Below are 24,985 nucleotides of genomic sequence, written 5' to 3'. Positions count from 1 at the left end.
GGCACGTTCCTGAGATGACATCACGCCGCGTCCTGCGTCGGTCACCACCTTCAACGAGCCGGTCACCGAAACACAGGCTGTCGTGACTCAGGGTGATTGCACAGGTGCGATCTGTGCGATTCGATGATCGTGACGCTTCAACTCGGACGTGCCGTACCAGTCAGCGCGCGCCGCCCATCAACTTGGCCAGCTCCGCCAACTCGTCCGTCATCGCTCGCTGGCGCCCCGTGACGATGGTGTCCACGATGTCCCCCGCGTACCGCTGCTGCCGCAGCCAGGTGGGTGCTGTGTCGCGCAGGTGCGTCAGCACCGCCGTGGCCTTCCCGTACCGCCGCAACTGGGCATAGGCCCAGGCCAGATCGAGTCGATGTCGCCGCCAGGCCGAGGTGCTGATGGTGGGCACGGGCGGCACCAGGGCCGACAGCTCCAGCACCCGGCCCGCGTCGCCTGCCACGGCCGCCGCCTCCGCTCGCTGCATCTGCACCTTGGCGGTGTCGAAGCCGCCCACCAGCATCAGGTGATCCGAAGCGGGCACCCGGTCGCCGATCCGCGCTGCGGCGGCAGCGGCGACGCCGATCAGGTCTGCCGCCTCGTCCGGACGGTTGTCCCTGGCCCGCGCGGCGGCGGCGCTCAGCAGCAGCCACCCCCAGCCGGCCAGCTCGGCCGGGGTTGCCCGGGACAGCCGCGGCTCCACCTCGTCGGCGGTCGCCACCGCCAACTCGGCCGACTCACCGATACGCCCCTGGCGCATCAGCAGCCAGCACATCGTCCGGATGACGGTGGCCGCCACCACCCGGTCCCCGGACCGCTGCGCGGCGTCGAGCGCTCCCGACAACGCCGTCTGCGCCAGGTCGTCGGCCCGCAGTTGGATCAGGAGCCCACCCGCCACGTGCTGGGTGCGGGCCAGCAGGTCGTACGCGGCATCCTGCCGCTCGCTGCTCGCAAGACCGACGGCGGCACGTGCGTTCACCAACAACGGCGGCACCACCCGCAGCGCGACCGCGTAGTCACCGGCGTTGTAGACCCGATCGGCGGCGTGCAGATTCCGCCGCAGCGTGTTGAGGTCGGGCGGTGCGTCCGTCGGTAGCACTAGGGGAGCGCCGTCGATCCCGCGCACCGGGGCCACCACCCGCCGGATCTCCGCCAGGGACAGTTGCCGGTGACCCGGTTCGCCCTGGGCGGCGGCCTGTGACGCGTCACCCAGCAGCGCGGACGTCGACACCTCGAGTGCGCGGGCGAGCGCGTGCAGCGTGTCGAGGCGGGCCGTACCCCGGCTGCCCTGCTCCAGTTTCCGGATCACCTCGACGCTGACGCCCGACCGCTCGGCAAGTTGCTCCTGGGTCAACCTCGACTCACGACGGATCTCCGCGAGCCGCTCACCCACCGTCGGTACGGTCATGCCCTCTCCCGCCAACGCAACGAGCAGCCGCCAGCCGCGCCCGGTGGCTGCCCCTTCGGACGGTACACCCAGCGCTGAGCGCATTAAGTATCCGGGCGCATACCCTCCGCATCCGGCTGCCGGATTCGACGGCGTGGTGGTCAGTCCTCGGTCTGGGGCCCGAGCAGGCGGATCTCCTCGATGTCCAACGTCGCCTGGACCTCGCGCAGCACGCTGTCGTCGATCTCGTTGCGGTCGCGCAGCCGGGTGACCTCGCGGCGCTTGTGTTCCAACACCCCCAACCGCAGCCGGGCCTCCAACTCCTCTGCCCGGTCGGCGTCCTGACCGCCGCCGGTCTCGGTCACCAGGTCCAGGTGCCGCTGGTAGTCGGCGCGCAACCGGTCCACCGCCGTCGCGTCGACGTCGAGGTCGGCGGCGACGTTCGGCAGTGCCGACAGCGCCGCCTCGGTGGCCCGGCGGTGGGCGTGCCGCACCTCGTCGCCGCGCGTCTCGTCGCCGCGCAGACCGGCCCAGCGGGCCACCGCCGGCAGGGTGGTGCCCTGCACCAGCATGATCGACACGATCGCCACGGCGGTGCAGAAGATGATCAGATCCCGTTCCGGCACCGGCGCGTGGGTGGTGGCCGTGGTCACCGGCACCGCGAGGGCGGCGGCCAGCGACACCGCACCCCGGAAACCCGCCCAGCCGGCCGCCACCCGGACCCGCCGGCTCACCGTGGCGCCCCGGCCCGTCACCGGCAGGCCGTAGGAGAACAACTGCAACCAGACCAGCCGGACGACCACCACCACCAGCGTGACCGAGGCGGCGATGGTCACCGACCGCCCGGTGGAGATGCTGGTCACGTGGTTCACCGCCCGCGGGATCTGCATGCCGAGCAGCACGAACAGCGCGCCGTTGATCAGGAAGGTGGACAGGTCCCAGAAGGCGTACGCCAGCACCCGGGACCGGGCCCGGATGATCCTCGGGCTGAAGTAGGACAGCAGCAGGCCGGCGACCACGACGGCGAGCACCCCGCTGGCGTGCACCACCTCGGCGAGCAGGAACGCGGCGAACGGGGTGAGCACGCTCAACGCGCCCTCCCGCAGCGGGTCGTCCAGACGGCGGCGGATCAGCACCACCACCAGGCCGACGACCAGCCCGGCGACGATCCCGCCCCCGGCCGAGCCGACGAACCGGCCCAGGAACCCGAACACCCCCGGCGCGGCGCCGCCCACGATCAACCCGACCGTCACCGAGAACAGCACCAGCGCCGTACCGTCGTTGACCAGGCTCTCCGCCCGCAGCGTGGTCAGGATGCGGCGGGGCATCCGCTTCGCCAGGCCGGCGACCGCCGCCGCGTCGGTGGGGGCGAGCACCGCGCCCAGCACCCAGGCGGCCTGCGGGGTCATCCCCAGCGCCTTGGCGGCCAGCGCCACCGCCACCATCGTCACCACCACCAGCGCCACCGCCAGCGAGGCGATCACCAGCAGGTTCGACCGGATCTCCCGCAGGCTGATCACCAGGCTCTCCCGGTAGAGCACGGCCGGCAGGAAGAGCAGCAGCACCACGTCCGGTTGGAGCACCACGTCCGACAGGGGCGGCAGCAGCGCCAGCAGGCCACCCATGGTGATCAGCAGCACCGGCGGGGCCACCCGGTACCGGCCCCCGATGGTGGTGCCGACCAGCACGGTGGCGGCCAGCACCACGATCAGGACCAGGACGTCCACGGCACCCCCCGCCTCCACCCGACATGCTGGTACGAAGTCGGCGGTGACGCGGGGGGAATCCGGGATCCGCCCGGGATCGGCTCAGGTGACCCGGGACCGCTCCGCCGGCACCCCGGTCCAGGCCCGCCGTTCGGCGATGTCCCGCAGCCGGTCCATCGCGTCCCACACGTCGACGTAGCGGGTGTAGAGCGCCGCCGGCCCGAGCCGCAGCCGGTCCGGTACCCGGTAGTCGCCGACCACCCCGGCGTCGACCAGGGCTCGGGAGATCCGCAGCGCCTCCGGGTGGTGCAGCGACACGTGCCCGCCGCGCCGGTCCGGGTCGCGCGGGGAGGCGAGCCGGAAGCCGTGCGGGACCAGCCAGACGTCGGCCAGCTCGATGATCAGCTCGCCGAGCCGGAGGGATTTCTCCCGTACCCGGTCCATCCCGGCGTCGGCCAGCACGTCCAGGGCCGGGTCGAGGGCGGCCATCCCGAGCACCGGCGGGGTGCCCACCAGGAACCGCTCCGGGCCGGGCGCGGGATCGTAGCCGGCACCCATCCCGAACTGGTCGCGCTGGCCGAACCAGCCCCAGATCGGCTGCCGCAGCGACTCCTGCGACTCCCGCCGCACGTAGAGGAAGGCCGGCGCGCCGGGACCGCCGTTGAGGTACTTGTAGGTGCAGCCGACCGCGAGGTCGACACCGGCGCCGGTCAGGTCCAACGGCACCGAGCCGACCGCGTGCGACAGGTCCCACAGCACCAGCGCGCCGACCCGGTGGGCGGCGGCCGTCACCGCCGCCATGTCCAGCAGCGCCCCGCAGCGGTACGACACCGCCGACAGCACCACCAGCGCCACGTCCTCGGTCAGTGCCCCGGTCAGGGTGGCCTGGTCCAGCCCCTCGTCCAGGTCGGAGGGGAGCAGCCGCAGGGTGTGCCCCCGCTGGGCGGCCAACCCCTCCAGCAGGTAACGGTCGGTGGGGAACTCCTCGGCGTCGGCCAGGATCGTCCGCCGGCCGGGTCGGGCGTCGAGGGCGGCGGCGGCCAGCTTGTAGAGGTTGACCGAGGTGGAGTCGGAGACGATCACCTCGCCGTCGCGGGCACCCAGCGCGTGGGTGGCGATCCGGTCGCCGATGCGGCGCGGCCACTCGATCCAGGTCGGCCAGCTCCGGACCAGCTCGGTGCCCCAGCCGTCGCGCACCAGCGCGGCCAGGTGGTCGCCGGTGGCGGCCGGTAACCGGCCCAGCGAGTTGCCGTCGAGGTAACACAGGTCGTCCACCACGAACCGGTCCCGTAGTCCGGCCAGCGGGTCGGCGGCGTCCCACTCCTGCGCGACCTGCCGGGACGTGTGCTCAGCCATGGTGTCCTCCCTCCGCCCGGACACCCGGGCCGATGCAGGCTAGCTGATCAGCCCGGTGGTCGGTAACGGCCGGTGGCCCCTGCACCCCGTACCCCGGCCGGTCGGTTCCGGTCAGCCGACCGGCACGGTGGCGGTGACGGTGGCCTGGTCGACCTCGCTGGTCCGGACCGTGAACCGGATCGTCCAGTCGCCGCGCGCCGGCAGGCTGATCTCCGCACTGCCGTGGTGCGGCTCGGGGCTCTCCACCGGCACGACCATCGGCTCGATCCCGGCGGCCGGTAGGGCGAGGCTGACCGTCCACTGGACCACCGGCAACGGCTGCCCCTGCGGGGTGTAGACGTAGGCGTGCAACGAGTTCGGCACGCCCACCCGGACCGGATAGACGTCGAACTGGAGGGTGTAGTAGCCGCTGGTGAGGGTCTGGGCGACGCCTTCCCGGCTGGCCCGGGCGGCCTGGGTGTCGGCGGTCCGGCCGGGCGGGGTCTGCACCAGCACGGCGGTCAGCGCCAGCACCACCGCGGTGGCGGCGAGCTCCACCCCGGCGGCCCGCGCGACCCGGCCGGGCCGGTCGGCGGCCCGGCCGCCGCGCACCATCCGCCGCTGCCCGGCCGCGACGACGAGCACGGCGGCGAGCAGGGCCGCCTTCGCGCAGAGCAGCCGACCGTACGTGGTGCCGAACAGCGCGCCGGGCCGGCCGAGTTCGATCGCGGCCTGCCCCACCCCGGAGGCGACCAGCCACCCCACCGCGATGGCCGCCCACCGCGACCAGGCCGGCAGGATCCGGGCCAGCACCCGCCGGTGGGTGCCGGGCAGCACGAACACCGCCAGGACGAACAGCCCACCCAGCCACACGCTCATCCCGGCCAGGTGCACCACGTCGGCCAGGATGCTCACCGGCGGCAGCGGGGACGCCACCGGATGCCCGGCCAGCGGCCAGGTGAGCAGCCCGGCCAGGGCCACCACCGCCAGCGCCGCCCGCCGGCCCCGACCGCCCCGGCCGCCGGCCACCGCCGGCAACAGCACGGCGGCGAGCCCGACCAGCGCCAGCCGGGCACCGAGCACCGGCCCGACGTCGCTGCCCGCCACCGCCGTCAGGTCACCCCGGGCCAGAGCGCCGACCGGCACCCCCACCATGTCCGCGGCCTGGGTCACCCACGTCCCGACGGTGCCGACCGCCACCAGGGCCAGCCCGACCTGCCCGGTGGCGGTCACCGCCCGCCGACGGCGACGGCGGGGCCACCCCGCCGCGCCGAGCAGCGCGGGACCGGCCACCAGCACCAGCCCCAGGTAGCCGACGAACCGGGCGGCCGGGGTCAGCGCCCCGGCGGGCCGCTCGTCCACGACGACCGGCTCCGGTGGCGTCGCCGACGGCGCCCCGGCGGAGTAGGCGAAACTCCCGGCGACCGGGTGGCTGTCGGCCGAGATCACCCGGTAACTGACCAGGTAGGTGCCGAGCGGCCGGTCCGGCACCCGCACCGGGATCCGCAGGGTGGCGCCCTGCGCGACCGGATCCCCGGCGGTGACCCGCCGCCCGTCCGGGCCGAGCACCTGCACCCGGCCGACGACCGGGGAGACCGATTCGCTGAAGACCAGCACCACCTCCGCGGGCGGTGCACCGATCACCGCGTCCCGGACCGGGCTGGTGGCGACCAGCGCGGCGTGGGCGGCGGCCGGCGTCGCCGGGGTCAGCGGTACGGACAGCAGCGCGAGGAGCAACCCCAGCAGCACGGCGGAACGGGTGGTACGCACACCCAGTGGTTCGGATTCGATGATCACATGGTTCAACCGGCGTCGGAATGATCTGCACCGCCGGTCGGCCGGGAGCGCAGGGCCAGCGCCAGCACGAGGCGGGCGTCCGGATCGTCCAGCGCCGGGCCGAACAGGGCACGGAGCTGGCGCATCCGGTACCGGACCGTCTGCGGGTGGGTGTGCAGGTCCTCGGCGACCGCGACCACCTGCCCCTGCCGGCGCAGCCAGCCGTGCAGGGTCTCTGCCAGGGTCCGTCGGGTGGTCGGCCGGAGCCCGGCCAGCGGGGCCAGCACCGTGTCGGCGAGGTGTCCGGCCAGGCCGGGCTCCCAGTCGGTGAGCAGGGTGAGCAGGTGGTCGTCGCAGGACACCACCGGGTCCGGGCCGAGCGCGCCCTGCTGGTGCAGGCTCAACGCCCGGCGGGACAGCCGGTACGACAGCCGGGCCCGGTGCCGCGCCACCGCCGGACCGACCGCGGCCCGCCGCCCGGCCAGCGCCTGCCGGGCCTGGTCGAGCCGGCCGGGGGTACGCGGTTCGGGCAGCACCAGCCGTACGGCGTCACCGATGACGGTGGCGACCGTGCCCGCGCCGACGACGCGGGCCAGGTGCTCGGCATCGGTGCCGTGCACACTGACCACCGCCACGGTGGCCGGCAACGGCCAGCGGGCCGTCTCGGCGGCGGCGCGCAGCACCTCCTCGGCCGGCGGGTCGGGCTGCACGAGCAGGGTGACCAGGCGGCGTCGGAGGGTGGCCCAGTCCTGGGCGGTGTCCCGCTGCTCGTCGAGGAACCCCTCGGCGGCGGCACCGGCCAGCGCGTCGGCGTAGCCGAACAGTGCCCCGGCGATCACGTACAGGTCGGTGGGGGCCGGCCCGGCGTCCGTGCCGGTCGGCCCGGCAGCCGTCCCCGCCCCTCCGGCGTCCGGGCCGGTCGACCGGGCGTCCGGGCCGGTCGGGGTGCCGCCCGTCGCGGCCGGGGCGGCGGCCTGCTCCACCAGGAACGCCCAGATGTCCCGCGCCCCCAGGGTCAGCACGGCGCGGAGCGCGTCGACCCGGTGCCCCTCGCGGTACTCGGTGCGGCCCAGGGTGTGGAACACCGCCCGGGTGGGGGCCAGTGCCCGGTCGGGTTCGGCGACCGCGTCGACGAACGTGTCGACGGCGGTCCGCACGCCCAGGGCCAGGCCCTGCCCCTGCCCGCCGGTCAGCGAGCGGCCCTGCTCCCGCATCGCCGCCCGGACGGTGCCGAGGATCCGCAGGTGCAGCGCCCCCCGCAGTCCCCGCAGGTGGTCGCCGACGGTGGGCGGAAGACCGGCGAGGCCCGGCTCGATGTCGAGCAGCGTGTCGGACACGGTCGGCCTCCTTTGTCATCCAGGTGACAATTCCGGTGGCGAATACTGCGCCCCGGGACGGATCATTTTGGCATTCCCGTTCGTAGGGTCGGCGCATGAACACGGACGTCATCGTGGTCGGCGCCGGTCTCGCCGGCCTGGTCGCCGCCGTCGAGGCCGCCGACGCCGGCCGGCGCGTGCTGCTGCTGGACCAGGAGTCGGCGGAGAACCTCGGTGGCCAGGCATACTGGTCGTTCGGCGGGCTCTTCTTCGTCGACTCGCCCGAGCAGCGGCGGATGGGCATCCGCGACTCGGTCGAGCTGGCCTGGCAGGACTGGACCGGCAGCGCCGCCTTCGACCGGCCCGAGGACCACTGGCCGCGCCAGTGGGCACAGGCGTACGTGCACTTCGCCGCCGGGGAGAAGCGGGCCTGGCTGCGGTCGCTGGGGCACCGGGTCTTCCCGGTGGTGAGCTGGGCCGAGCGGGGCGGGGGAGCGGCCCACGGGCACGGCAACTCCGTACCCCGGTTCCACGTCACCTGGGGCACCGGTCCCGGCGTGGTCGAGCCGTTCGCCCGGCGGGTGCACGCCGCCGTCGCCGCGGGGCGGATGACGCTGCTGTTCCGGCACCGGGTCGACGAGCTCGTCACCACCGGGGGCGTGGTCACCGGGGTACGCGGCGCGGTCCTCGCCCCCGACGACGCGCCCCGGGGACGCAGCAGCTCCCGGGAGGTCGTCGGCGACTTCAGCCACGGCGCGCAGGCGGTGGTCGTCACCTCGGGCGGCATCGGCGGCAACCACGACCTCGTCCGGCGGGCCTGGCCGGCCCGGCTCGGCACCCCGCCCACCCGGATGGTCACCGGCGTCCCCGCCCACGTCGACGGCCGGATGCTCGCCATCACCGAGACCGCCGGCGGGCAGGTGATCAACCCGGACCGGATGTGGCACTACACCGAGGGGCTGCGGAACTGGGATCCGATCTGGCCGCAGCACGGCATCCGCATCCTGCCCGGCCCGTCCTCGCTCTGGCTCGACGCCACCGGGGCCCGGCTGCCGGCCCCGCTGTTCCCCGGCTTCGACACCCTGGCCACCCTGCGGCACCTGCGGGCCACCGGCCACGACTACAGCTGGTTCCTGCTCACCCAGAAGATCATCGAGAAGGAGTTCGCGCTGTCGGGCTCGGAGCAGAACCCGGACCTGACCAACCGCAGCGTCCGGCAGGTGCTGCAGCGGGTCCGGCCGGGCGCACCCGGGCCGGTGGAGGCGTTCAAGCGGCACGGGGCCGACTTCGTCGTCGCGGACACCCTGCCGGAGCTGGTCAACGGGATGAACAAGCTGGCCGCCGAGACCGACGGGCCGCAGCTCGACGTCACCGCGCTGACCGCCCTGGTCGAGGCGCGCGACCGCGGGATCACCCACCCGTTCGGAAAGGACGCCCAGCTCACCGCGATCCGGGGCGCCCGTCGCTACCGGGGCGACCGGCTGATCCGGGTCGCCACCCCGCACCGGCTGCTCGACCCGGCGGCCGGTCCGCTGATCGCGGTGCAGCTGCACGTGCTCACCCGCAAGAGCCTCGGCGGGCTGCACACCGACCTGTCCGCCCGGGTGCTGCGCCCGGACGGGGAACCACTGGGCGGGGTGTACGCCGCCGGTGAGGTCGCCGGATTCGGTGGCGGCGGCATGCACGGCTACAGCGCGCTGGAGGGCACCTTCCTCGGCGGCTGCCTCTTCTCCGGCCGGACCGCCGGCCGGGCCGCGGCGGCAGCGGCCGGCTGACCGGCGTCCCGGCCCGGTCGTCCGTGCCGGCCCGGCCCGCTCCGGCCGTTGCCGGCCCGGCTCGCTCCGCCTGTACGGCCCGGCTGGTGGCGTCCCTGTTCGTCGCGGCCCCGGCCCGGTCGTCCGCCCGACCGGGGCCGGACGGCGGCCGGCTCCGGACTCACTACGCTCGTCGGTCGTGGACGACGACGCGCTGACCGGGATGGTCACCCTCCCGGCCGGGAGGGTGACCCTGTCCGACCGGCGGACCGAGCGTCGCTGGTCGGTCGGGGTGGCGGCGTACCGGCTGGGCGTCGTGCCGGTCACCCAGGGGTGGTACGCCCGGGTCACCGGCGAGCGACCCGGCACCGCCCGGGGCGACCGGCTGCCCGTCGAGGGGGTGTCCTGGTCGGACGCGGTGCGCTTCTGCGTCGCGCTGTCCCGGCAGGAGGGGCTGACACCCGCGTACCGGCTGCACGACGACGGTGAGGGCGTCGACTGGGACCGGGCCGCCGACGGCTACCGGCTGCCCACCGAAGCCGAGTGGGAGTACGCCTGCCGGGCCGGCACCACCGGCCCGCGCTACGGGCCGCTCGACGAGATCGCCTGGTACCGGGGCAACTCCGGTGGTCGGCTGCACCCGGCGGGTGACCGTCAGCCCAACCGGTGGGGCCTGCACGACCTGCTCGGCAACGTCTGGGAATGGTGCTGGGACGTCTACGACGCCGAGGTGTACGGCAGCTACCGGGTGCTGCGCGGGGGCGGCTGGTTCGACGAACACTGGAGCTGCCGGGCCTCGGTACGCCGCCGCAGCCACCCGACGTTCCGGATCGACGACGTCGGCTTCCGGCTGGCCCGCTCGCTGCCCCGCTGACTCCCGGAACGACGCGGCGTGTGCCCGGCAGGGGCGCGGGGCCGGGTGGTGCCCGGCGTGGGACGCGGCCCGGGGCGCGGGTGCGGATCAGGGCAGGCGGCGGGTGCTCTGCCGCACGATCAGCGGGGTGGCCAGCTCGATCCGGTGGCTGTCCAGTCCCTCGCCGGCGACCAGCGACAGCAGCATCCGGGTCGCCATCCCGGCCATCTCGGCCAGCGGCTGGCGGACGGTGGTCAGCGGCGGTGCGGCCCACCGGGCGGAGTCGAGGTCGTCGAAGCCGACGATGCTGATGTCGTCGGGCACCCGGGCACCGCGCTCGTACAACGCCTCGTAGGCGCCCAACGCCATCTCGTCGGCGCAGGCGAACACGGCGGTGGGCGGCTGGGCGAGATCCAGCAGGGCGTTCATCTCCCGGTACCCCGAGGGGGAGGTGAAGTCGCCGTGCCGGACGTACCCGGCGGGGATCTTGCGGTTGGCGGCGTTCATCGCGGCCCGGTACCCGTCGAGCCGGGCGCGGCTGCACGGCACGGTCGGCGGCCCGCCGATCACGGCGATCCGGTGGTGGCCCAGGTCGAGCAGGTGCTCGGCGGCGGCCACCCCACCGGACCAGTTGGTCGCGCCCACCGACGGGATGCCCGCGCCCGGCTGGCCGGCCGGGTCGATGATGACCACCGGGATGCCGAGCTCGTCGAGCTGCCCCTGCTGGCTGGGGGAGAGGTCGGAGAGCACGAGCAGCACCCCGTCGCAGCGGCGTTTGGAGAGCTGCTCGATCCACCGCCGGTCGGGACGACTGCGGCTGCGGCCGTGTACCGCGGAGACGACCACCCCGACCCCGGCCCGGTAGGCCAGCTCCTCGACGCCGTCGAGGATCTGCATCGCCCAGGGGCTGCCGAGATCCTTGAAGACCAGGTCGATGAGGCCGGCGGCGCCGGGCATCGCGGGCGCCCGGCGGGCGGTGTACGACCGCCGGTCGAGCAGGTCCTGGATCCGCCGTCGGGTCGCCGGGGCGACGTCGGGGCGACCGTTGAGCACCTTCGAGACGGTGGGGACGGACACCCCCGCGGCCGTCGCGATCTCCGACAGCGTCGCCCGGTCTTCCGCCATGCCCGTCTCCTCACAGTCACACGCCCGCGGGCAGCATAGCCCGAAAGTTTCGGAAATCGGGGGCGGGCCGACCGGTTCGGCGTTTCGGCCGGTCCGCCACCGCCGTTCGCCGCCGCGCGCTGCCGGGGCGTACCACCGGAGGGTGCGGCAGCCGAAACTTTCCCGAAACGGTCGTCCGGCGGCCGGGCGTCGTCGTCCCGGCCGCCGGCGACCGGACGGGAGCCGTGCCCGGCGTGGTCCGGGCCGGGTCGGCAGGTGCCGGATTTCGGCACCGGTCGCCGATGCGGCATGCTGTGCCGCAACGGCGGGAACCTCTGCCGGTGGCCGGCGACGACCCGCGGACACGCGGTCGTCCCTGCGCGAGACGTGCGGGAGGGCAGGACGGCGATGGCCGAGGCGTGGCGTTCCGTGTTCACCGGCACCAGCGAGATGGCGGCGCGGATGCGCGCCGTCGACTGGTCCGCCACCTCCCTCGGCCCGGTCGACGGATGGCCGGCGAGCCTGCGCACGGCCACCCGGATCTGCCTGACCTCCCGCTTCCCGATGATCGTGTGGTGGGGGCCGGAGCTGCGGTTCCTCTACAACGACGCCTACGGCCCGCTGCTCGGCAGCAAGCATCCCGCGCTGGGCAAGCCGGGCGACCAGGTGTGGGCCGAGATCTGGCACATCATCGGGCCGATGCTGCGCGGCGTGGTCGAGACCGGCGAGGCGACCTGGTCGGAGGACCTCCTGCTGCCGATGAACCGGCACGGCTACTGGGAGGAGACCTACTGGACGTACTCCTACAGCCCGCTGCACGACGACGACGGCGTGGTACGGGGTGTCTTCACCGCGGTGAGCGACACCACCGAGCGGGTGATCGGCCAGCGCCGGCTCGCCGCCCTGCAGGACCTCGGCGCGCAGGCCGGCACCGCCCGTACCGTGGGCGAGGCGTGCGGGCTGGTCGCCGCGTCGCTCGGCCGGGCCGGGGTGGACGTGCCGTATGCGGCGGTGCACCTGCGTACCGCGGGCGGTGCCCTGCGGCTGGCCGCCAGCACGCTGGCCGGCGAGGCCGACCGGGCCGCCGCCGGGGACACCGCGGCGGTGTGGCCGGTGGCCGACGTCCTCGCCGACGGTCAGCCGGCGCACGTCACCGACGTCGTCGCCCGGATCGGCGAGCTGCCCACGGGCGGCTGGCAGACCGCGCCCACCGAGGCGGTGGTGCTGCCGCTGCACGGCGAGACCGGCGCCGAGGACATCGGCGTCATCGTGCTGGCCGCCAGTGCCGGCCGGGCGCTCGACGAGGGCTACCGCACCTTCCTCGACCTGGTGGCCCGGCAGACCGCCGCCCTGATCAACGGCGCGGTGGCCTACGAGGTGCAGCAGCAGCGGGCCGAGGAGCTGGTGGAGCTGGACCGGGCGAAGACGGCGTTCTTCTCCAACATCAGCCACGAGTTCCGCACCCCGCTCACCCTGATCAACGGACCGTTGCAGGAGCTGCGCGCCCGGCTGGGCGACCGGGACGAGCAGGTCCGCGACGAGCTGGAGGTGATCAACCGCAACGCGCTGCGGTTGGGCAAGCTGGTCACCGCGCTGCTCGACTTCTCCCGCATCGAGGCCGGCCGGATGCAGGCGAGCTACGAGCCCGTCGACCTGGCCCGGTTCACCGCCGAGCTGGCCAGTGTCTTCCGGGCGGCTGTCGAACGCGCCGGCCTGACCCTGGACGTGGACTGCCCGCCGCTGTCCGGCCCGGTGCACGTCGACCGGACGATGTGGGAGAAGGTGGTCCTCAACCTGCTCAGCAACGCCCTGAAGTTCACCTTCCACGGCGGCATCCGGGTCTCGGTGGCCGAGCGCGACGGGGTGCCGACCGTGCAGGTCGCCGACACCGGCATCGGCGTGTCGGCCGACGAGATACCCCGGCTGTTCGAACGGTTCCACCGGGTGCCACAGGCCCGGTCCCGGTCGCACGAGGGCAGCGGGATCGGACTGGCCCTGGTCAGGGAACTGGTCGGCCTGCACGGCGGCACGATCGCCGTGGACAGCACCCCGGACGTCGGCACCACCTTCACCGTGCGGATCCCGTTCGGCGTCGCCCACCTGCCCGCCGAGCACGTCGTCGGAGACACCGGATCCACGGCGCCGTCGGACACCGCCGAGCCGTTCGTCCGGGAGGCGCTGCGCTGGCTGCCCGCCGACGACACCGACCACCGGCCGCTGCCGGAGCCGACGCGGTCCGACGACGTCGGCCCGGACCGCCCCCGGGTGCTGATCGCCGACGACAACGCGGACATGCGGGAGTACCTGCACCGGCTGCTGCGCTCCCGCTACGACGTCACCGCGGTGGGAGACGGCTACGCCGCCCTGGCCCGCGCCCGCACCGACCTGCCCGACCTGATCGTCAGCGACGTGATGATGCCCGGCCTGGACGGCCTCGAACTGGTCGCCGCGCTCCGCGCGGATCCCCGCACCATGGGGGTGCCGGTGCTGCTGCTGTCGGCCCGCGCGGGTCAGGAGGCCGCCGTCGAGGGGCTGGAGGCCGGCGCCGACGACTACCTGGTCAAGCCGTTCTCCGCCGAGGAACTCCTGGCCCGGGTCCGCGCCAACGTCGACCTGGCCCGGCTGCGCAACCACCACGCCACCTGGCGGACCGCGATGATCAACTCGTTGCAGGAGGGCTTCTTCGTCCTGGACGCCGAGGGTGTCCTGGTCGAGATGAACACCGCCTTCGCCGACCTGTTCGGCTACGGCCCGGAGGGGCTGCCCTACCGCCCCCGCTACCCGTGGTGGCCCGACGACCCGGCCGACCCGTCGGCGAACCGGCTGGTGGCCGACGCGTTCGCCCAGGCCATGACAGTGACGCACGGCTCGTTCGTGGTGCCGCTGCGACACCGCGACGGGCACCGGCTCTGGACGGCCGTCGCGTTCAACGCGGTCACCGACGACCACGGCCGGCGGATGGTCGTCGGCACCATCCGCGACGTCACCGCCGAACGGTACGCGGTTCAGCGGGAGACCGCCCTCAGCGTGCTCAACCAGCGGCTGTCCCGGGCCGCCAGCACCGTCGAGGTGCTCCAGGCCGGGGTGGAGGAGCTGCGCCACCTGTGGCAGGCGCACCGGGTGTTCGCCACCCACTGGGCGGCGGACGACGCACCCACCCTGACCGCCACCCCCGACGTCGACTGGGCGCAGCTCCCCGGCCCGGTCCGCGACACGATCACCGGGCTCCGGTCGCAGCCGGCGCTGCGGGTGACCATCGACCCGGCCACCGGCGTCCGGCCGGCCGGTGCCGGCACCACTGTCGACTCGCCGCAGGGTCCGCTGGTGATCTGGCTCGAACTCGACCCGGCGCGCGGTTTCGGCACCGAGGACCAGATGCTGCTGCTGCTCCTGTGCGGGGCGCTCGGCCAGGCGTTGCAGCGCGCCCACGCCGCCGACCAGCAGCGCGCGGTGGCGGTCGCGCTGCAACGCGCCATCCTCGGCCCGGCCGACCTGCCCGAGGGCTTCGCCGTCCGCTACGAGCCGGCCACCCGCCCGCTCGAGGTCGGCGGCGACTGGTACGACGCGGTGAACCTGCCGGACGGCCGGATCGGCATCGTCGTCGGCGACTGCGTCGGCCGGGGGCTGCCCGCCGCCGCGGTGATGGGGCAACTGCGCAGTGCCTGCCGGGCGCTGCTGCTGGAGGCGTCCAGCCCGGCGCAGGTGCTCACCGCGCTGGACCGGTTCGCCCGGATGCTGCCCGGGGCGGCCTGCACCACGGTGTTCTGCGGCATCCTCGACCCGGAGACCGGAAAGCTGACCTACAGCAGCGCCGGGCATCCGCCCGCGATCCTGACCCACCCCGACGGCCGCACCGAGCTGCTCGCCGGCGGGCGGGGCAGCCCGCTGGGCATCCCGTCGGGGGGCGGACGCCCCGACGCCACCTGTGTCGTCCCGCCCCGCGCCGTGCTGCTGCTCTACACCGACGGTCTGGTGGAGCGCCGCCGCCAGTCACTCGACACCGGGATCGCGCAGGCCGCCTCGGCCGTCCGCGAGGACCACGCCATGGGCGTGGAGCAGCTCGCCGACCGGGTGATGAGCCGGATGACCCCGCAGGGCGGCTACGACGACATCGCCCTGCTGCTCTACCGTCATCCGGCTCCGCTGGAGCTGTCGTTCCCCGCCGACCGGTCGCAGATGGCGCCGGTGCGCTCCACCCTGCGGCAGTGGCTGCGGCGCACCGGCGCCGATCCGCACCTGGCCCAGGACGTGCTGGTGGCCACCGGTGAGGCCTGCGCGAACGCGGTCGAGCACGGCCACCGCGACGCCCGCCCCGGCCTGATCCGGCTGCTCGCCGTGGCCACCGGCGCCGACCTGTTCGTCACGGTGGTCGACTCGGGACGGTGGAAGGTACCCGAGCTCGATCACGAACGGGGACGCGGCATCAAGCTGATGCGCGCGTTGATGGCACACGTCGACATCCGGACCACCGACACCGGCACCACCGTCGAGCTGCACACGAGGATCCCCGCATGAACACGCCTCTGGACCTGGCCACCGGCCTCCAGGCGGACGGCGCCCCGGTGCTGACCGTCGTCGGCGAGATCGACATGAGCAACGCCGACCTGTTCCGGACGGCGATCGCCGACGCCGTCGTGGACGGACACCGGCTGACCGTGGACCTGACCGCCGTGGAGTACCTGGACAGCGCGGCGCTCGCGGCGTTGTTCGCCCACGTCGACCAGCTCCGGGTGGTGGCCAATCCGTTGCTGGACAGCGTGCTGACCATCTCCGGTCTGCGCGACCTCACCACGGTGACGATCCGGGACTGACCCGACCGGTCGACCGCCGGGCACCGAAGGACCGGCCGACCCGTACGCCCGGCGGGTCGGGGCCTGCCGCTTCGGGCGGTCCCGGCCGGCACGATCGCGAACCCGACAGCTCCGCCGGGTCCGCCGCCCTACGCTCGCCCTGCCGCCGACGAGCGTGAGGTGGGTGACCCATGGACAGCACTGGACACCGTCCACCGTCGACCGCTCCCACACCCGGTGCCCCGCACACCGACGCACCCTCGGGGGCTCCTCCCGCACCGGCCGCCACCGTGCCCACCGCCGGTGTCGTGCCGTCCCCGCCGAGACCCGACCGGCCGCGCCGGCCACCGCTCACCCGGCTGCGCTGGCTGCACCTGCTGGTGCTGTGCTGCCTGGCCGGGGTGGGGGTGGCGGCCGGCGACGCCGCCTTCGTCGTCCACGACCTCGGCCGCTGGGGCGAGGTCCAGGCGTGCGCGGCACTGCGGGACCTGCCGCCGGACGGCGGACAGGCCGCCCGCCTGATCGGCCGGGGCGACGAGTACGACCGGTGCGCCGCCGGCTTCGAGGCCACCCGGGGGCTGTCCCAGGGCGGCGGGGCGGTGGCTACGCTCGTCCTCGCCGGAGTGGCCGTGCTGCTCGACAGCCTGTCCGCGCGGCGGGCCGTGTGGCGTCGGGTCCGCCGCCGGCCGGTCGGCGCGCGGGGCGCCGTCGTCGTCCGGGAGCGCTTCGACCACTGGTGCGCCACGCTGGGGCTCGGCGGCCGGCAGCCCCGGCTGGTCGTCGCGCCGATCGGCGTGCGGCAGGCGTACACCACGGCGGTGCCGTTCGGTCGGCCGCTGGTGGTGGTGCCGGTCGCGCACGCGTACGGCAGCCGCGACCTGCTCGACCTGGTGCTGCTGCACGAGTTGGCCCACGTCCGGGCCCGGGACGTGGCGTGGGCCTCGGCGACCTGGTGGACCGGCTGGCTCACCCTGCCCGTGCTGTTGCTGGCGCTGGCACCGGTCCTGCTCCGTCCGGGGCCGTCGACCCGGCACTACGCGTTGACCCTGCCGGTCACTGCCCTGCTCGCGGCGGTGGTCCTGCTGCTGCGGGCGGCGGTGCTGCGGCGGCGTGAGCATGCCGCCGACCGGTTCGCGGTCGACCACGCCGACCTGCGCGACGCCCTGGCGGCGGCTGTCGGCGACGACGACGGGCGACGGGCGTGGCGCAGCATACCGGGCAGGTTGCTGGCCCGGCACCCGACGGGTCCGCAGCGGGTTCGCGCACTGGACCGCGACCCGCACTGGGAGGACGGCTTCGTCGTCGCGGTGGTGGCCGGCCTGGTGGCGATGTTCGCGTTCCAGTCGCTGCTCAGGCCGTTGCAGCGGTGGGACAGTCCGGTGCCGTCCGTCGATGCCGGTGACCTGGCCCTGGCCGTCGCGGCGCTGCTCTGGACGCTCGTCGTGGTGCCGCTGTGGTCCCGCCGTCCCGTGTCGGTCACGCGGCGGTGGGGTCGGATGCTCGGTTCCGGGCTGGGGTTGGCCGCCGGCTACGTCCTGCCCGGCTACGGCGCGACCCGTGCGGTGTACGGCGTGTTCCTGGCCGGCTTCGAGGTCGGCGCGTTCGCCCTGATGCTGCCCGTACTGGTCGGGGTGGGCGCGGTGGCGCTCGGGTCCGCCGAGGCGCTGGCGCGGATGCCGAGGGACGCCCGTCGTGCCGTGGCCATGGCGGCGACGGTGCTCGCCGTGGCGGTCCTGCTGACGGCGGTGCTGATCACCGCCACCCTGCTGGTGTTCGGGCACTGGGCCTGGCACAGCGGGCCGATCGACCGGGCATTGTGGAGCACGCCCGGCCCTGTCGCGCGCTGCGCGCTGCTGGCGGTGCCGGTGGCCGCGCTGCTGCTGGTCCGCCGGCCCGCCCGAGAGGGCCGACGCCCGAGGGTCCACCGTCGACCGGTCGCCGGATCGAAGCGGCTGACCGCGGCGGTCCTGCTGACCGGGGCCGCGGCGGTCGGCGCGGGGGTCGCCGCGACCGACCTGCTGGCTGGGCGGTCCGCCGGTGGGGATGCCTTCTATCTGCTGTTTCTGCGGTGGTGGCTGTGCGCGGCGGCCGGCTGGTCTGTCGCGGCGGTGGTGCTGCTGGCCCGCGGCGTACGCGGTGTCGTCCTGGCCTGGTCGGTCGGCGCGGGGGTCACCGCGGTCGCCGGGATCGTCCACTTCGCCCGGGACGCCGCCGGGGGAACCGATCCGGCACTGCCGCACCTGCGGGGCTTCCTCGAACGGCCGGCGTGGCTGCTCACCGGGGCGCTGGTCTGCTCGCTGCCGCCGCTGCTGCTCTCGCGCGACCTGGGAGCCGCCTGGTGGGTGCGGAGGGTACGCCGACCGGATCGCGGCGGCACCGGTCACCGGAGCCGCCGGTGGCGGGCCTTCTGGCCGCTACCGGTGACCACGGCGACGCTGGCCGTCGCGGTGGTCGGCGTGGTGGCGCTGGGCTGGACGGCGCCGGTGACCGGCCGGGCCGGCGACTGGGACCTGCTGCGGTCGGCCCGGGTGGATCCCGCCGCCCCGGACGACGGACGGAGTCGACCGGCCGCCCGGGATCCGGGTCGGCCACTGGACCGGTCGGCCATCGACGCCGCCCTGACCGAGGCGCGGCGGGGCCTGCCGTCGACGTGGAGCCTCACCCCGGGCGTCCAGCCGTTCGGTGAGGTCGATCCGGTCCGGGTGCGTCCCCGGTCCTGCGCGGACCGGTTCGCCGCCGATTCCCGGGCCGAGCGGGACCTGGCGGCGGCCGCCGACGGCACGCTCGTGGTGGCGGTGCCGGCGAGCACCTTGCCGCCGCTGGGCGCGACCCTGCGGCTGCGGGTGACCTCCTACCCGACGGCGCAGGCGGCGACCCGGCTGCTCACGGCGCAACGGGAGGTCGTCACCGCCTGCCCCCGGTGGTCGGTGCCGTCGCCGCTCGCCGACGGGCGGGTGGCGCACCGCTGGGTGGTGGCCATGCCCCGCCCCGATCTGCCGTACGACAGCTTCCGGGTCAGGATCACCGAATCCTCGGCGGTCGGCGGGCTGCCGGTCGTCGTGGGTGGGGCGCGGGTCGTCGTCGCGGTGGGACACACCGTGCTGTCCGCCGAGATCGGCTACGGCATTCCGTTCCGGGACCAGTTGACGCCCAAGGAACAGCTCCTGCTGGACGACCTGACGGTGGTCGGCGCCCGGTTGGTCATCCATGCCCTTGATTCCTGAGGGGTGGTCCTGTCCGGTCACCCCGTCCGCGATCCACCCGACCGATCGGCGGTAGACGATGACAGAGTCGACGGACCGGTCGCTGCGGCTCAGCGACCTCGTGGAGGAGGTGGTGCGGACCGCCGCGCCGCAGGAGACGGCGCTGCTGCCGGAGGTCACCGCGGCCTGGCTCGCCGGTGATCTGGGGGAGCCGGTACGGGTCGGGCGGTGGCGCGGCGGGCGGATCGGCGTGGGACTGGACGACGGACTGCTGGTGACCGTGGTCTTTCCGGTGTTGACGGCGGCGCTCAGCCGGATGCCGGCACCCGGCGCGGAGCGTGGCCGGCGACGCCGCTGGCAGCGGCTGCGACGACACCCACGGGTCGACGCGCCGGTCGCCCGGGAGCTTCCGGCACGGGCCGATGCGGTCCGCGCGGCGGTTCTCGCCGTCGGACCCGTCGTCGGTGTCTCCCCCCGACGGTGCCGGCTGATCGCCGACGCCGCGTACGCCGTCCTGCTGCGGCACCGGTCCGGGGGCGGATCGTGACCGGCCGCACGACCCGCCGCCGGGTTCTGGGACTGGCGGGGCTCACCCTGAGCGGGCTGCTGGTCGGCTGCGCCGACCGTGAACCGTCCGACGGGCCGCCGCCGGTTCCCGGCACCTCGCCGACGCCCGTCGGCACCTCACCGGCCGCCCGGGGCCTCCTGGTCGACCGGCTCGCCGACTATCCGGGAGGCTTCCGGTTCACCCCGACGAACACCGTGCCCGCCGACGAGGCGACGGTCGCCCGGAACCGGTTGGCGCTGCGTACCGAGCTGGCGGCCCTGCTCGCCTGGGCCAGGACGCACGGTCACCCGGAACTGCGCCCGGCGCTCCCCGCCGACGTGGGCGGCGACGGGTACCTGCTGGATCCGCTCGCCGGCAACGACCCGACCTTGGACACCGTGCCGCTGTCCGGCGCCCGGGAGCCGTTCGGCCGGCTGATCCCGGACGACGAGACGGTCACGAGCCACCTGAGCACCCGCCAGGCCGGCTTCGCGCTGGTGATGCTCAAGGTGGTGCTGTCCCGCGTGGACTACGCCAGGCTGGTCACCGACTCCCCGCTGGTCCGGGCGGCGGCCGGAAAGAGCGTGATAACCGTCTATCCATTCACCGCCGCCGAGCCGCCGGGCGGTGACCGCTACCTGTCACTGCTGCCCGGCCTGCGCAGGGCGTTCCGGGAAGACCCGACGCGGCGGTGGCTGGTGACCAACCCGGGGGAGAACCTGTCCCCGGCGGACCGGCGCCGGCTCCTCGCTGGCGGCGGCACGTTGCACACCGCCGAGGGCTACCGGGTGGTGTACGTGGACAGTGCCCGCGCCGGCTACGTCCCGGCGACCGTCGCCCGCGCCCTGTACGACGGCCTGCGGGCAGCTGGGAAGCAGAGCCACCCCCCGAAATAGTCCCGGTCGGCGGGACCGCCGCCCGAGACCGCCCTGGTCAGCGGGGCTGACCTCGGAGACAGCTCCGGCCTCAGCCGGCCAGCACACCGAACTCGTTGCCGTCCGGGTCGGCCAGCACGACGACGCCGTCCGCGTCGACCTCGACCCGGGTGGCCCCGAGGTCGACCAGCCGATCGACCGCCGCCTGCCGGTCACCCTCGGGCACCAGGTCGAAGCGTTGCCGGTTGCGCCCCCGCTTGGGGTTCACCGGCGGGCCGCCCCAGGCGACCTTGGTGCCACCGTCCGGCGACTGGACGGCGGTCTCCTCGTCCCGGTCCCACACCAGCGGCCAGCCCAGCGCCGAGCTCCAGAAGAGGCCCACCGCCCGGGTGCCGTCGCAGGCGATCTCGCCGAGCAGGCCGCACCCGGCGAGGAAGGAGTTGCCCGGCCCGATGACGCAGAACTCGTTGCCCTCGGGATCGGCCAACACGACGTGCCGCTCCTCGGGCCGCTGCCCGACGTCGAGGTGGGTGCCGCCGAGATCCAGCGCGGTCGCCACCTGCTGCTGCTGGTCGTCGGGGTCGGTGCTGGTCAGGTGCAGGTGCATCCGGTTCGGCCCGGCCTTGCGGGTGGCATCCGGCACGAACCGGAGGCCGGGCTGGGTGGCCGTGCCGGGCAGGCAGGCGCCGCCGCCGGCCTCCGCAGCGACCTCGCGGTCGAGCAGTCCGGCCCAGAACCGCGCCAGGCGGACCGGATCGTGCGCGTCGAAGGTCACCGTCAACGGTCGGGAGAGCATCACCGCACGGTAGACACGGGCCGGCGGGACGACAAGGCAATTACGCCGGCCGGCGGGAGCGGGTCAGTGGCCGTGCCAGGAGCGCCAGAGGGCGGCGTAGCCGCCGTCCGCGGCGACCAGCTCGTCGTGCCGGCCCACCTCGGTGATCCGGCCGTCGTCCAGCACCGCCACCCGGTCGGCGTCGTGCGCGGTGTCGAGCCGGTGCGCGATGGCGACGACCGTCCGCCCGGCCAGCACCGCGCCGAGCGCCCGCTCGGTCCGCCGGGCGGTCGTCGGATCCAGCGCGGCGGTCGCCTCGTCGAGGATGAGGATGTCCGGGTCGGCGAGGACGAGCCGGGCCAGCGCCAGCTGCTGGGCGTCGGCCGGGCCGAGGTCCCGCACCCCGGCACCGAGCGGGGTGTCCAGACCGTCCGGCAGGTCGGCGTACCAGTCGGCGCCCACCGTGGCCAGCGCGGCCCGCATCCGCTCGTCGGTGACGCCCGGCGCGGCGAACGCCAGGTTGTCCCGTAGCGAACCGATGAAGACGTGGTGCTCCTGGGTGACCAGGGCGATCCGCCGACGTCGCTCGGCCGGGTCGAGGTCGGTGACCGGGACGCCGCCGAGGCGTACCTCTCCCTCGGCGGGCACGTCGATCCCGGCCAGCAGCCTGGCCAGGGTGGACTTGCCCGCCCCGGACGGGCCGACCACCGCGAGCCGTTCCCCCGGCGCGACCGTCAGGTCGATGCCGTGCAGCACCTGCGGACCGTCCGGATAGCGGAACGTCGCGCCGCGCACCTGCACCGCGCGCCCGACGGGCACGGCGGCCCGGCCGCGCGGCTCGGGTGGCACCTGCCCGACACCGAGCACCCGGGCGAACGAGGCGACGCCCCGCTGCGCCTGCTCCACCCACTGCAGCAGCCGGTCCAGCGGCTCGATCGCCTGTTGCAGGTAGAGCGTGGCGGCGACCACCTCACCCAGGCTGACCCGGCCCCGGGCCAGCAGGACGCCCCCGGTGAGCAGCACGGCCGCGATCGGGATCGGATAGCTCCCCTCCACCACCGGAAAGACCACCGACCGCAGGGCGAGGGTGGCCCGGCGGGTGGCCCACACCGCGCCGATGCGTCGGGTGCCGTGGGCGATCCGCTCCCCGCCCAGCCGCAGCGCCTCGGTGGTACGGGCGCCTTCGGCGGTCGTGGTCAGCGCCTCGGTCAGCTCCGCCGTCGCGGCCCCCTCGGCCAGGTAGGCCGGGGTGGCCCGGCGCAGGTACCAGCGCACCGCCGCCAGGATCGACGGGAGCCCGGTGAGCGCCACCAGGCCGAGCAGCGGGTCCAGCAGGAACACCGCGCCGAACAGCAGCACCAGGTGGGTTCCCGTGATGACCAGCACCGGCACCACGTCGCGCAGCATGGTGCCCACCGTGGACACGTCCACCGAACCCCGGGTGGCCAGGTCACCGGTGCCGGCGTGCTCCACCACCGAGACGGGCAGGCCGAGCAGTCGGGTCACGAAGTCCTCCCGCAGCCGGGCCACCGCCCGCTCGCCGAACCGGTGCCCGGCGTACTGGGCGTAGCGGGAGAGCAGCCCCTGGGCCAGTACGCAACCGCCGATGGCGAGCGCCAACCGGTCCACCGTGCCGGTGCCCGAGCCGGCGGCGATCTCGTCGACGATCCGACCGACCAGCCACGGCGCGGCCAGCCCGGCGAGCGCGGCGGCGCAGTGCAGCACCAGCACGACGACGACCGCCCGCCGGTCACCGGCGAGCATGTCCCGCGCGGCCCGGCGTACCACGGGGGCACCCGCGACCGGAAGGCGCGTCACCGGACCGGCCGCCCGACCGGCTCGTCGTCCGTGCCGCCCGCGCGGGACACCAGCCGTCGGTAACCCGGGTCGTCGGCCAGCAGCGCGGTGTGCGGGCCGGCACCGGTGACCCGGCCGGCGTGCAGGTGGGCGACGGTATCGGCGTGGCCGAGCAGCACCGGCGAGGTGCTCAGCACCACGGTGGTCCGGCCGGCGCGGGCCTGCCGCAGGCGCTGCGCCACCCGCGCCTCGGTGTGCGCGTCCACCGCCGACGTCGGGTCGACCAGGATCAGCACCTCCGGCTCGGCGAGCAGGGCGCGGGCCAGCCGGACCCGTTGCCGCTGGCCCCCGGACAGGGTGCGGCCCCGGTCGCCGACCGGGGTGTCCAGGCCGGCGGGGAGGCCGTCGGCGAGGTCACGGGCCGACGCCACGTCCAGCGCCGCGCCGATCCGGGCGTCGTCGGCCGCCCCGCCGGTCGGGCCGGCCAGGATCTCCCGCAGCGTGCCGGCGAAGAGGTACCCGTCGTGGTCGACGACCAGGATCCGGGCCCGTACCTCGTCCAGCCCGACCCCGGTCACCGGGATCCCGCCCCAGGTCACCGCGCTGGGGACGTACCGGCCCAGCCGGTCGGCCAGGGCGACCGCCTCGGCCGGGTCGTCGGCGGCGACCCCGGTCAACCGGCCCGGCCTGACCGTCAATCCGGTGTCGGGGTCGTGCAGCTCGGCCGGACCGGTCGGGGCGGCGTGGGTCACCGGGCCACCCACCGGGTCGGGGGCGAGCCGGAGCAGATCGACGATCCGCCGGGCGGCGACCCGTCCCTGGATCACCTGGTAGCTGCCCTCCAACAGGAACCAGACCGGCACGACGAGCACCGCGACGTAGCCGTAGACGGCCACCAGCTGCCCGACGGTGAGCGTGCCCTCGGCGGTCATCCGGGCGGCCAGCCACACCACCGCGGCGAGGAAGGCCCCGGGGACGACGGTGGTCAGCGCGTCGACCCAGCTGAGCACCGCGCCCACCCGGTACCCCTCGGCCCGCAGCCGCCGCGACCGCGCGACGTACCGGCGGGCGAACAGGTGCCGACCACCCACCCCGGCGAGCACCCGCAGCCCGGCCACGATGTCGTCGGCCCGGGTGGTCAGCTCGCCCTGCCGCTGCCGGTAGACCGACTCGGCCCGCTCCAACCGGCGCAGCAGCGGCCCGATGGTCAACGCGACCGCCGGCACCCCCAGCAGCGTCACCGACGCGAGCAGCGGGTCGATCGACCAGAGCACCACGGCGGCGACCGCGTAGGCCAGCACCGCGCCCACCCCCGGGCCGGTCAGCGTGAGCACCTGCGAGGTACGCACGATGTCGTACCCGCCGACGGTGGCGACGTCACCGGCGGCGAGCCGGCGGGGCAGCACCGCGCCGACCCGGGCGAGCTGTCGCAGCAGCACCGCCGCCGAACGGGCGCTGGCGTCCTCCCGGACGTAGGTCATCGTCCGGTGCCGCAGGATGCCCGCCCAGGCCACCGCGGCCCCGGCCGCGACGATCGCGGCGCACCAGCGCAGCAGTGCCCCGGTGTCCCCGGTGCGCAGCCCGTCGTCGATGGCCCGGGCGATCAGGAAGGGCCGCACCGAGAGCCCCACCATCCAGACCGTGCCGATCAGCCCGCCGCGCAGCACCCGCCCCGGTTGGCAGCGGACCAGCCACCAGATGTACCGCAGCGGCCCCGCCGTGTCCGGGCTGCCGGGGTCGGGGTGGGGTAGTCGTGGGGGCACCGGCCCAGGCTAA

At 75.1% G+C, this 24,985-nt stretch carries 16 protein-coding genes; 7 read left to right on the top strand and 9 right to left on the bottom strand.

Annotated features, from left to right (window positions below):
* Window positions 1-160: 160 nt before the first annotated feature.
* The 5 genes from GA0070623_RS04125 to GA0070623_RS04105 form a co-directional block, all read right to left on the bottom strand.
* Entirely contained in the window at window positions 161-1,399 is a 1,239-nt protein-coding gene (locus GA0070623_RS04125; protein WP_067313849.1) for a helix-turn-helix domain-containing protein, read from the bottom strand.
* A 140-nt stretch (window positions 1,400-1,539) separates the two neighbouring features.
* Window positions 1,540-3,105 carry a Na+/H+ antiporter gene (locus GA0070623_RS04120; protein ID WP_067313864.1) on the bottom strand — a complete coding sequence of 522 codons (1,566 nt, stop codon included), beginning with the start codon at window positions 3,103-3,105 and terminating at the stop codon, window positions 1,540-1,542.
* 81 nt (window positions 3,106-3,186) lie between these two features.
* Entirely contained in the window at window positions 3,187-4,440 is a 1,254-nt protein-coding gene (kynU, locus tag GA0070623_RS04115) for a kynureninase (protein WP_067313852.1), read from the bottom strand.
* Between the two features lie 111 nt (window positions 4,441-4,551).
* Window positions 4,552-6,189, bottom strand: coding sequence for a copper resistance CopC/CopD family protein (locus tag GA0070623_RS04110; protein ID WP_231932650.1), 1,638 nt, complete (start codon window positions 6,187-6,189; stop codon window positions 4,552-4,554).
* A 32-nt stretch (window positions 6,190-6,221) separates the two neighbouring features.
* A complete protein-coding gene (locus GA0070623_RS04105; RefSeq protein WP_067313857.1) occupies window positions 6,222-7,532 on the bottom strand; it encodes a PucR family transcriptional regulator in 1,311 nt (436 codons plus the stop codon).
* A 95-nt stretch (window positions 7,533-7,627) separates the two neighbouring features.
* Between GA0070623_RS04105 and GA0070623_RS04100 the strand changes: the two genes are divergently transcribed.
* Window positions 7,628-9,286 (top strand): FAD-binding dehydrogenase, encoded by a 1,659-nt coding sequence (locus GA0070623_RS04100; RefSeq protein WP_067313859.1) that lies wholly within the window; start codon window positions 7,628-7,630, stop codon window positions 9,284-9,286.
* Between the two features lie 202 nt (window positions 9,287-9,488).
* Window positions 9,489-10,139 (top strand): formylglycine-generating enzyme family protein, encoded by a 651-nt coding sequence (locus GA0070623_RS04095; RefSeq protein ID WP_089004254.1) that lies wholly within the window; start codon window positions 9,489-9,491, stop codon window positions 10,137-10,139.
* 87 nt (window positions 10,140-10,226) lie between these two features.
* On the opposite strand, the gene GA0070623_RS04090 is transcribed toward GA0070623_RS04095, so the two are convergent.
* Window positions 10,227-11,243, bottom strand: a complete 1,017-nt coding sequence (locus tag GA0070623_RS04090) for a LacI family DNA-binding transcriptional regulator (RefSeq protein ID WP_067308301.1) — start codon at window positions 11,241-11,243, stop codon at window positions 10,227-10,229.
* Between the two features lie 387 nt (window positions 11,244-11,630).
* Between GA0070623_RS04090 and GA0070623_RS04085 the strand changes: the two genes are divergently transcribed.
* The 5 genes from GA0070623_RS04085 to GA0070623_RS04065 all read left to right on the top strand — a co-directional run bounded on the left by GA0070623_RS04085 (window position 11,631) and on the right by GA0070623_RS04065 (window position 20,658).
* Window positions 11,631-15,737 (top strand): SpoIIE family protein phosphatase, encoded by a 4,107-nt coding sequence (locus tag GA0070623_RS04085; protein ID WP_067308304.1) that lies wholly within the window; start codon window positions 11,631-11,633, stop codon window positions 15,735-15,737.
* Window positions 15,734-16,033 carry an STAS domain-containing protein gene (locus GA0070623_RS04080; RefSeq protein ID WP_067308307.1) on the top strand — a complete coding sequence of 100 codons (300 nt, stop codon included), beginning with the start codon at window positions 15,734-15,736 and terminating at the stop codon, window positions 16,031-16,033. The genes GA0070623_RS04085 and GA0070623_RS04080 overlap by 4 nt, the downstream gene beginning before the upstream one ends.
* 170 nt (window positions 16,034-16,203) lie before the next feature.
* A complete protein-coding gene (locus GA0070623_RS04075) occupies window positions 16,204-19,236 on the top strand; it encodes a M48 family metalloprotease (protein ID WP_089003903.1) in 3,033 nt (1,010 codons plus the stop codon).
* A 58-nt stretch (window positions 19,237-19,294) separates the two neighbouring features.
* Window positions 19,295-19,762 (top strand): hypothetical protein, encoded by a 468-nt coding sequence (locus GA0070623_RS04070; protein WP_067308313.1) that lies wholly within the window; start codon window positions 19,295-19,297, stop codon window positions 19,760-19,762.
* Window positions 19,759-20,658, top strand: coding sequence for a hypothetical protein (locus GA0070623_RS04065; protein WP_067308316.1), 900 nt, complete (start codon window positions 19,759-19,761; stop codon window positions 20,656-20,658). The genes GA0070623_RS04070 and GA0070623_RS04065 overlap by 4 nt, the downstream gene beginning before the upstream one ends.
* 70 nt (window positions 20,659-20,728) lie before the next feature.
* On the opposite strand, the gene GA0070623_RS04060 is transcribed toward GA0070623_RS04065, so the two are convergent.
* The 3 genes from GA0070623_RS04060 to GA0070623_RS04050 form a co-directional block, all read right to left on the bottom strand.
* Window positions 20,729-21,433, bottom strand: a complete 705-nt coding sequence (locus tag GA0070623_RS04060) for a VOC family protein (RefSeq protein WP_089003902.1) — start codon at window positions 21,431-21,433, stop codon at window positions 20,729-20,731.
* A gap of 63 nt (window positions 21,434-21,496) precedes the next feature.
* Window positions 21,497-23,176 carry an ABC transporter ATP-binding protein gene (locus GA0070623_RS04055; protein WP_172898490.1) on the bottom strand — a complete coding sequence of 560 codons (1,680 nt, stop codon included), beginning with the start codon at window positions 23,174-23,176 and terminating at the stop codon, window positions 21,497-21,499.
* 50 nt (window positions 23,177-23,226) lie between these two features.
* The gene (locus GA0070623_RS04050) at window positions 23,227-24,876 is read right to left on the bottom strand and encodes an ABC transporter ATP-binding protein (RefSeq protein ID WP_197700088.1); all 1,650 of its coding nucleotides are present in this window, start codon (window positions 24,874-24,876) and stop codon (window positions 23,227-23,229) included.
* Window positions 24,877-24,985: the final 109 nt, after the last annotated feature.

The sequence above is a fragment of the Micromonospora rifamycinica genome, from assembly GCF_900090265.1.
Taxonomy (GTDB): domain Bacteria; phylum Actinomycetota; class Actinomycetes; order Mycobacteriales; family Micromonosporaceae; genus Micromonospora; species Micromonospora rifamycinica.
This window is presented reverse-complemented; position numbering and strand designations above follow the sequence as displayed.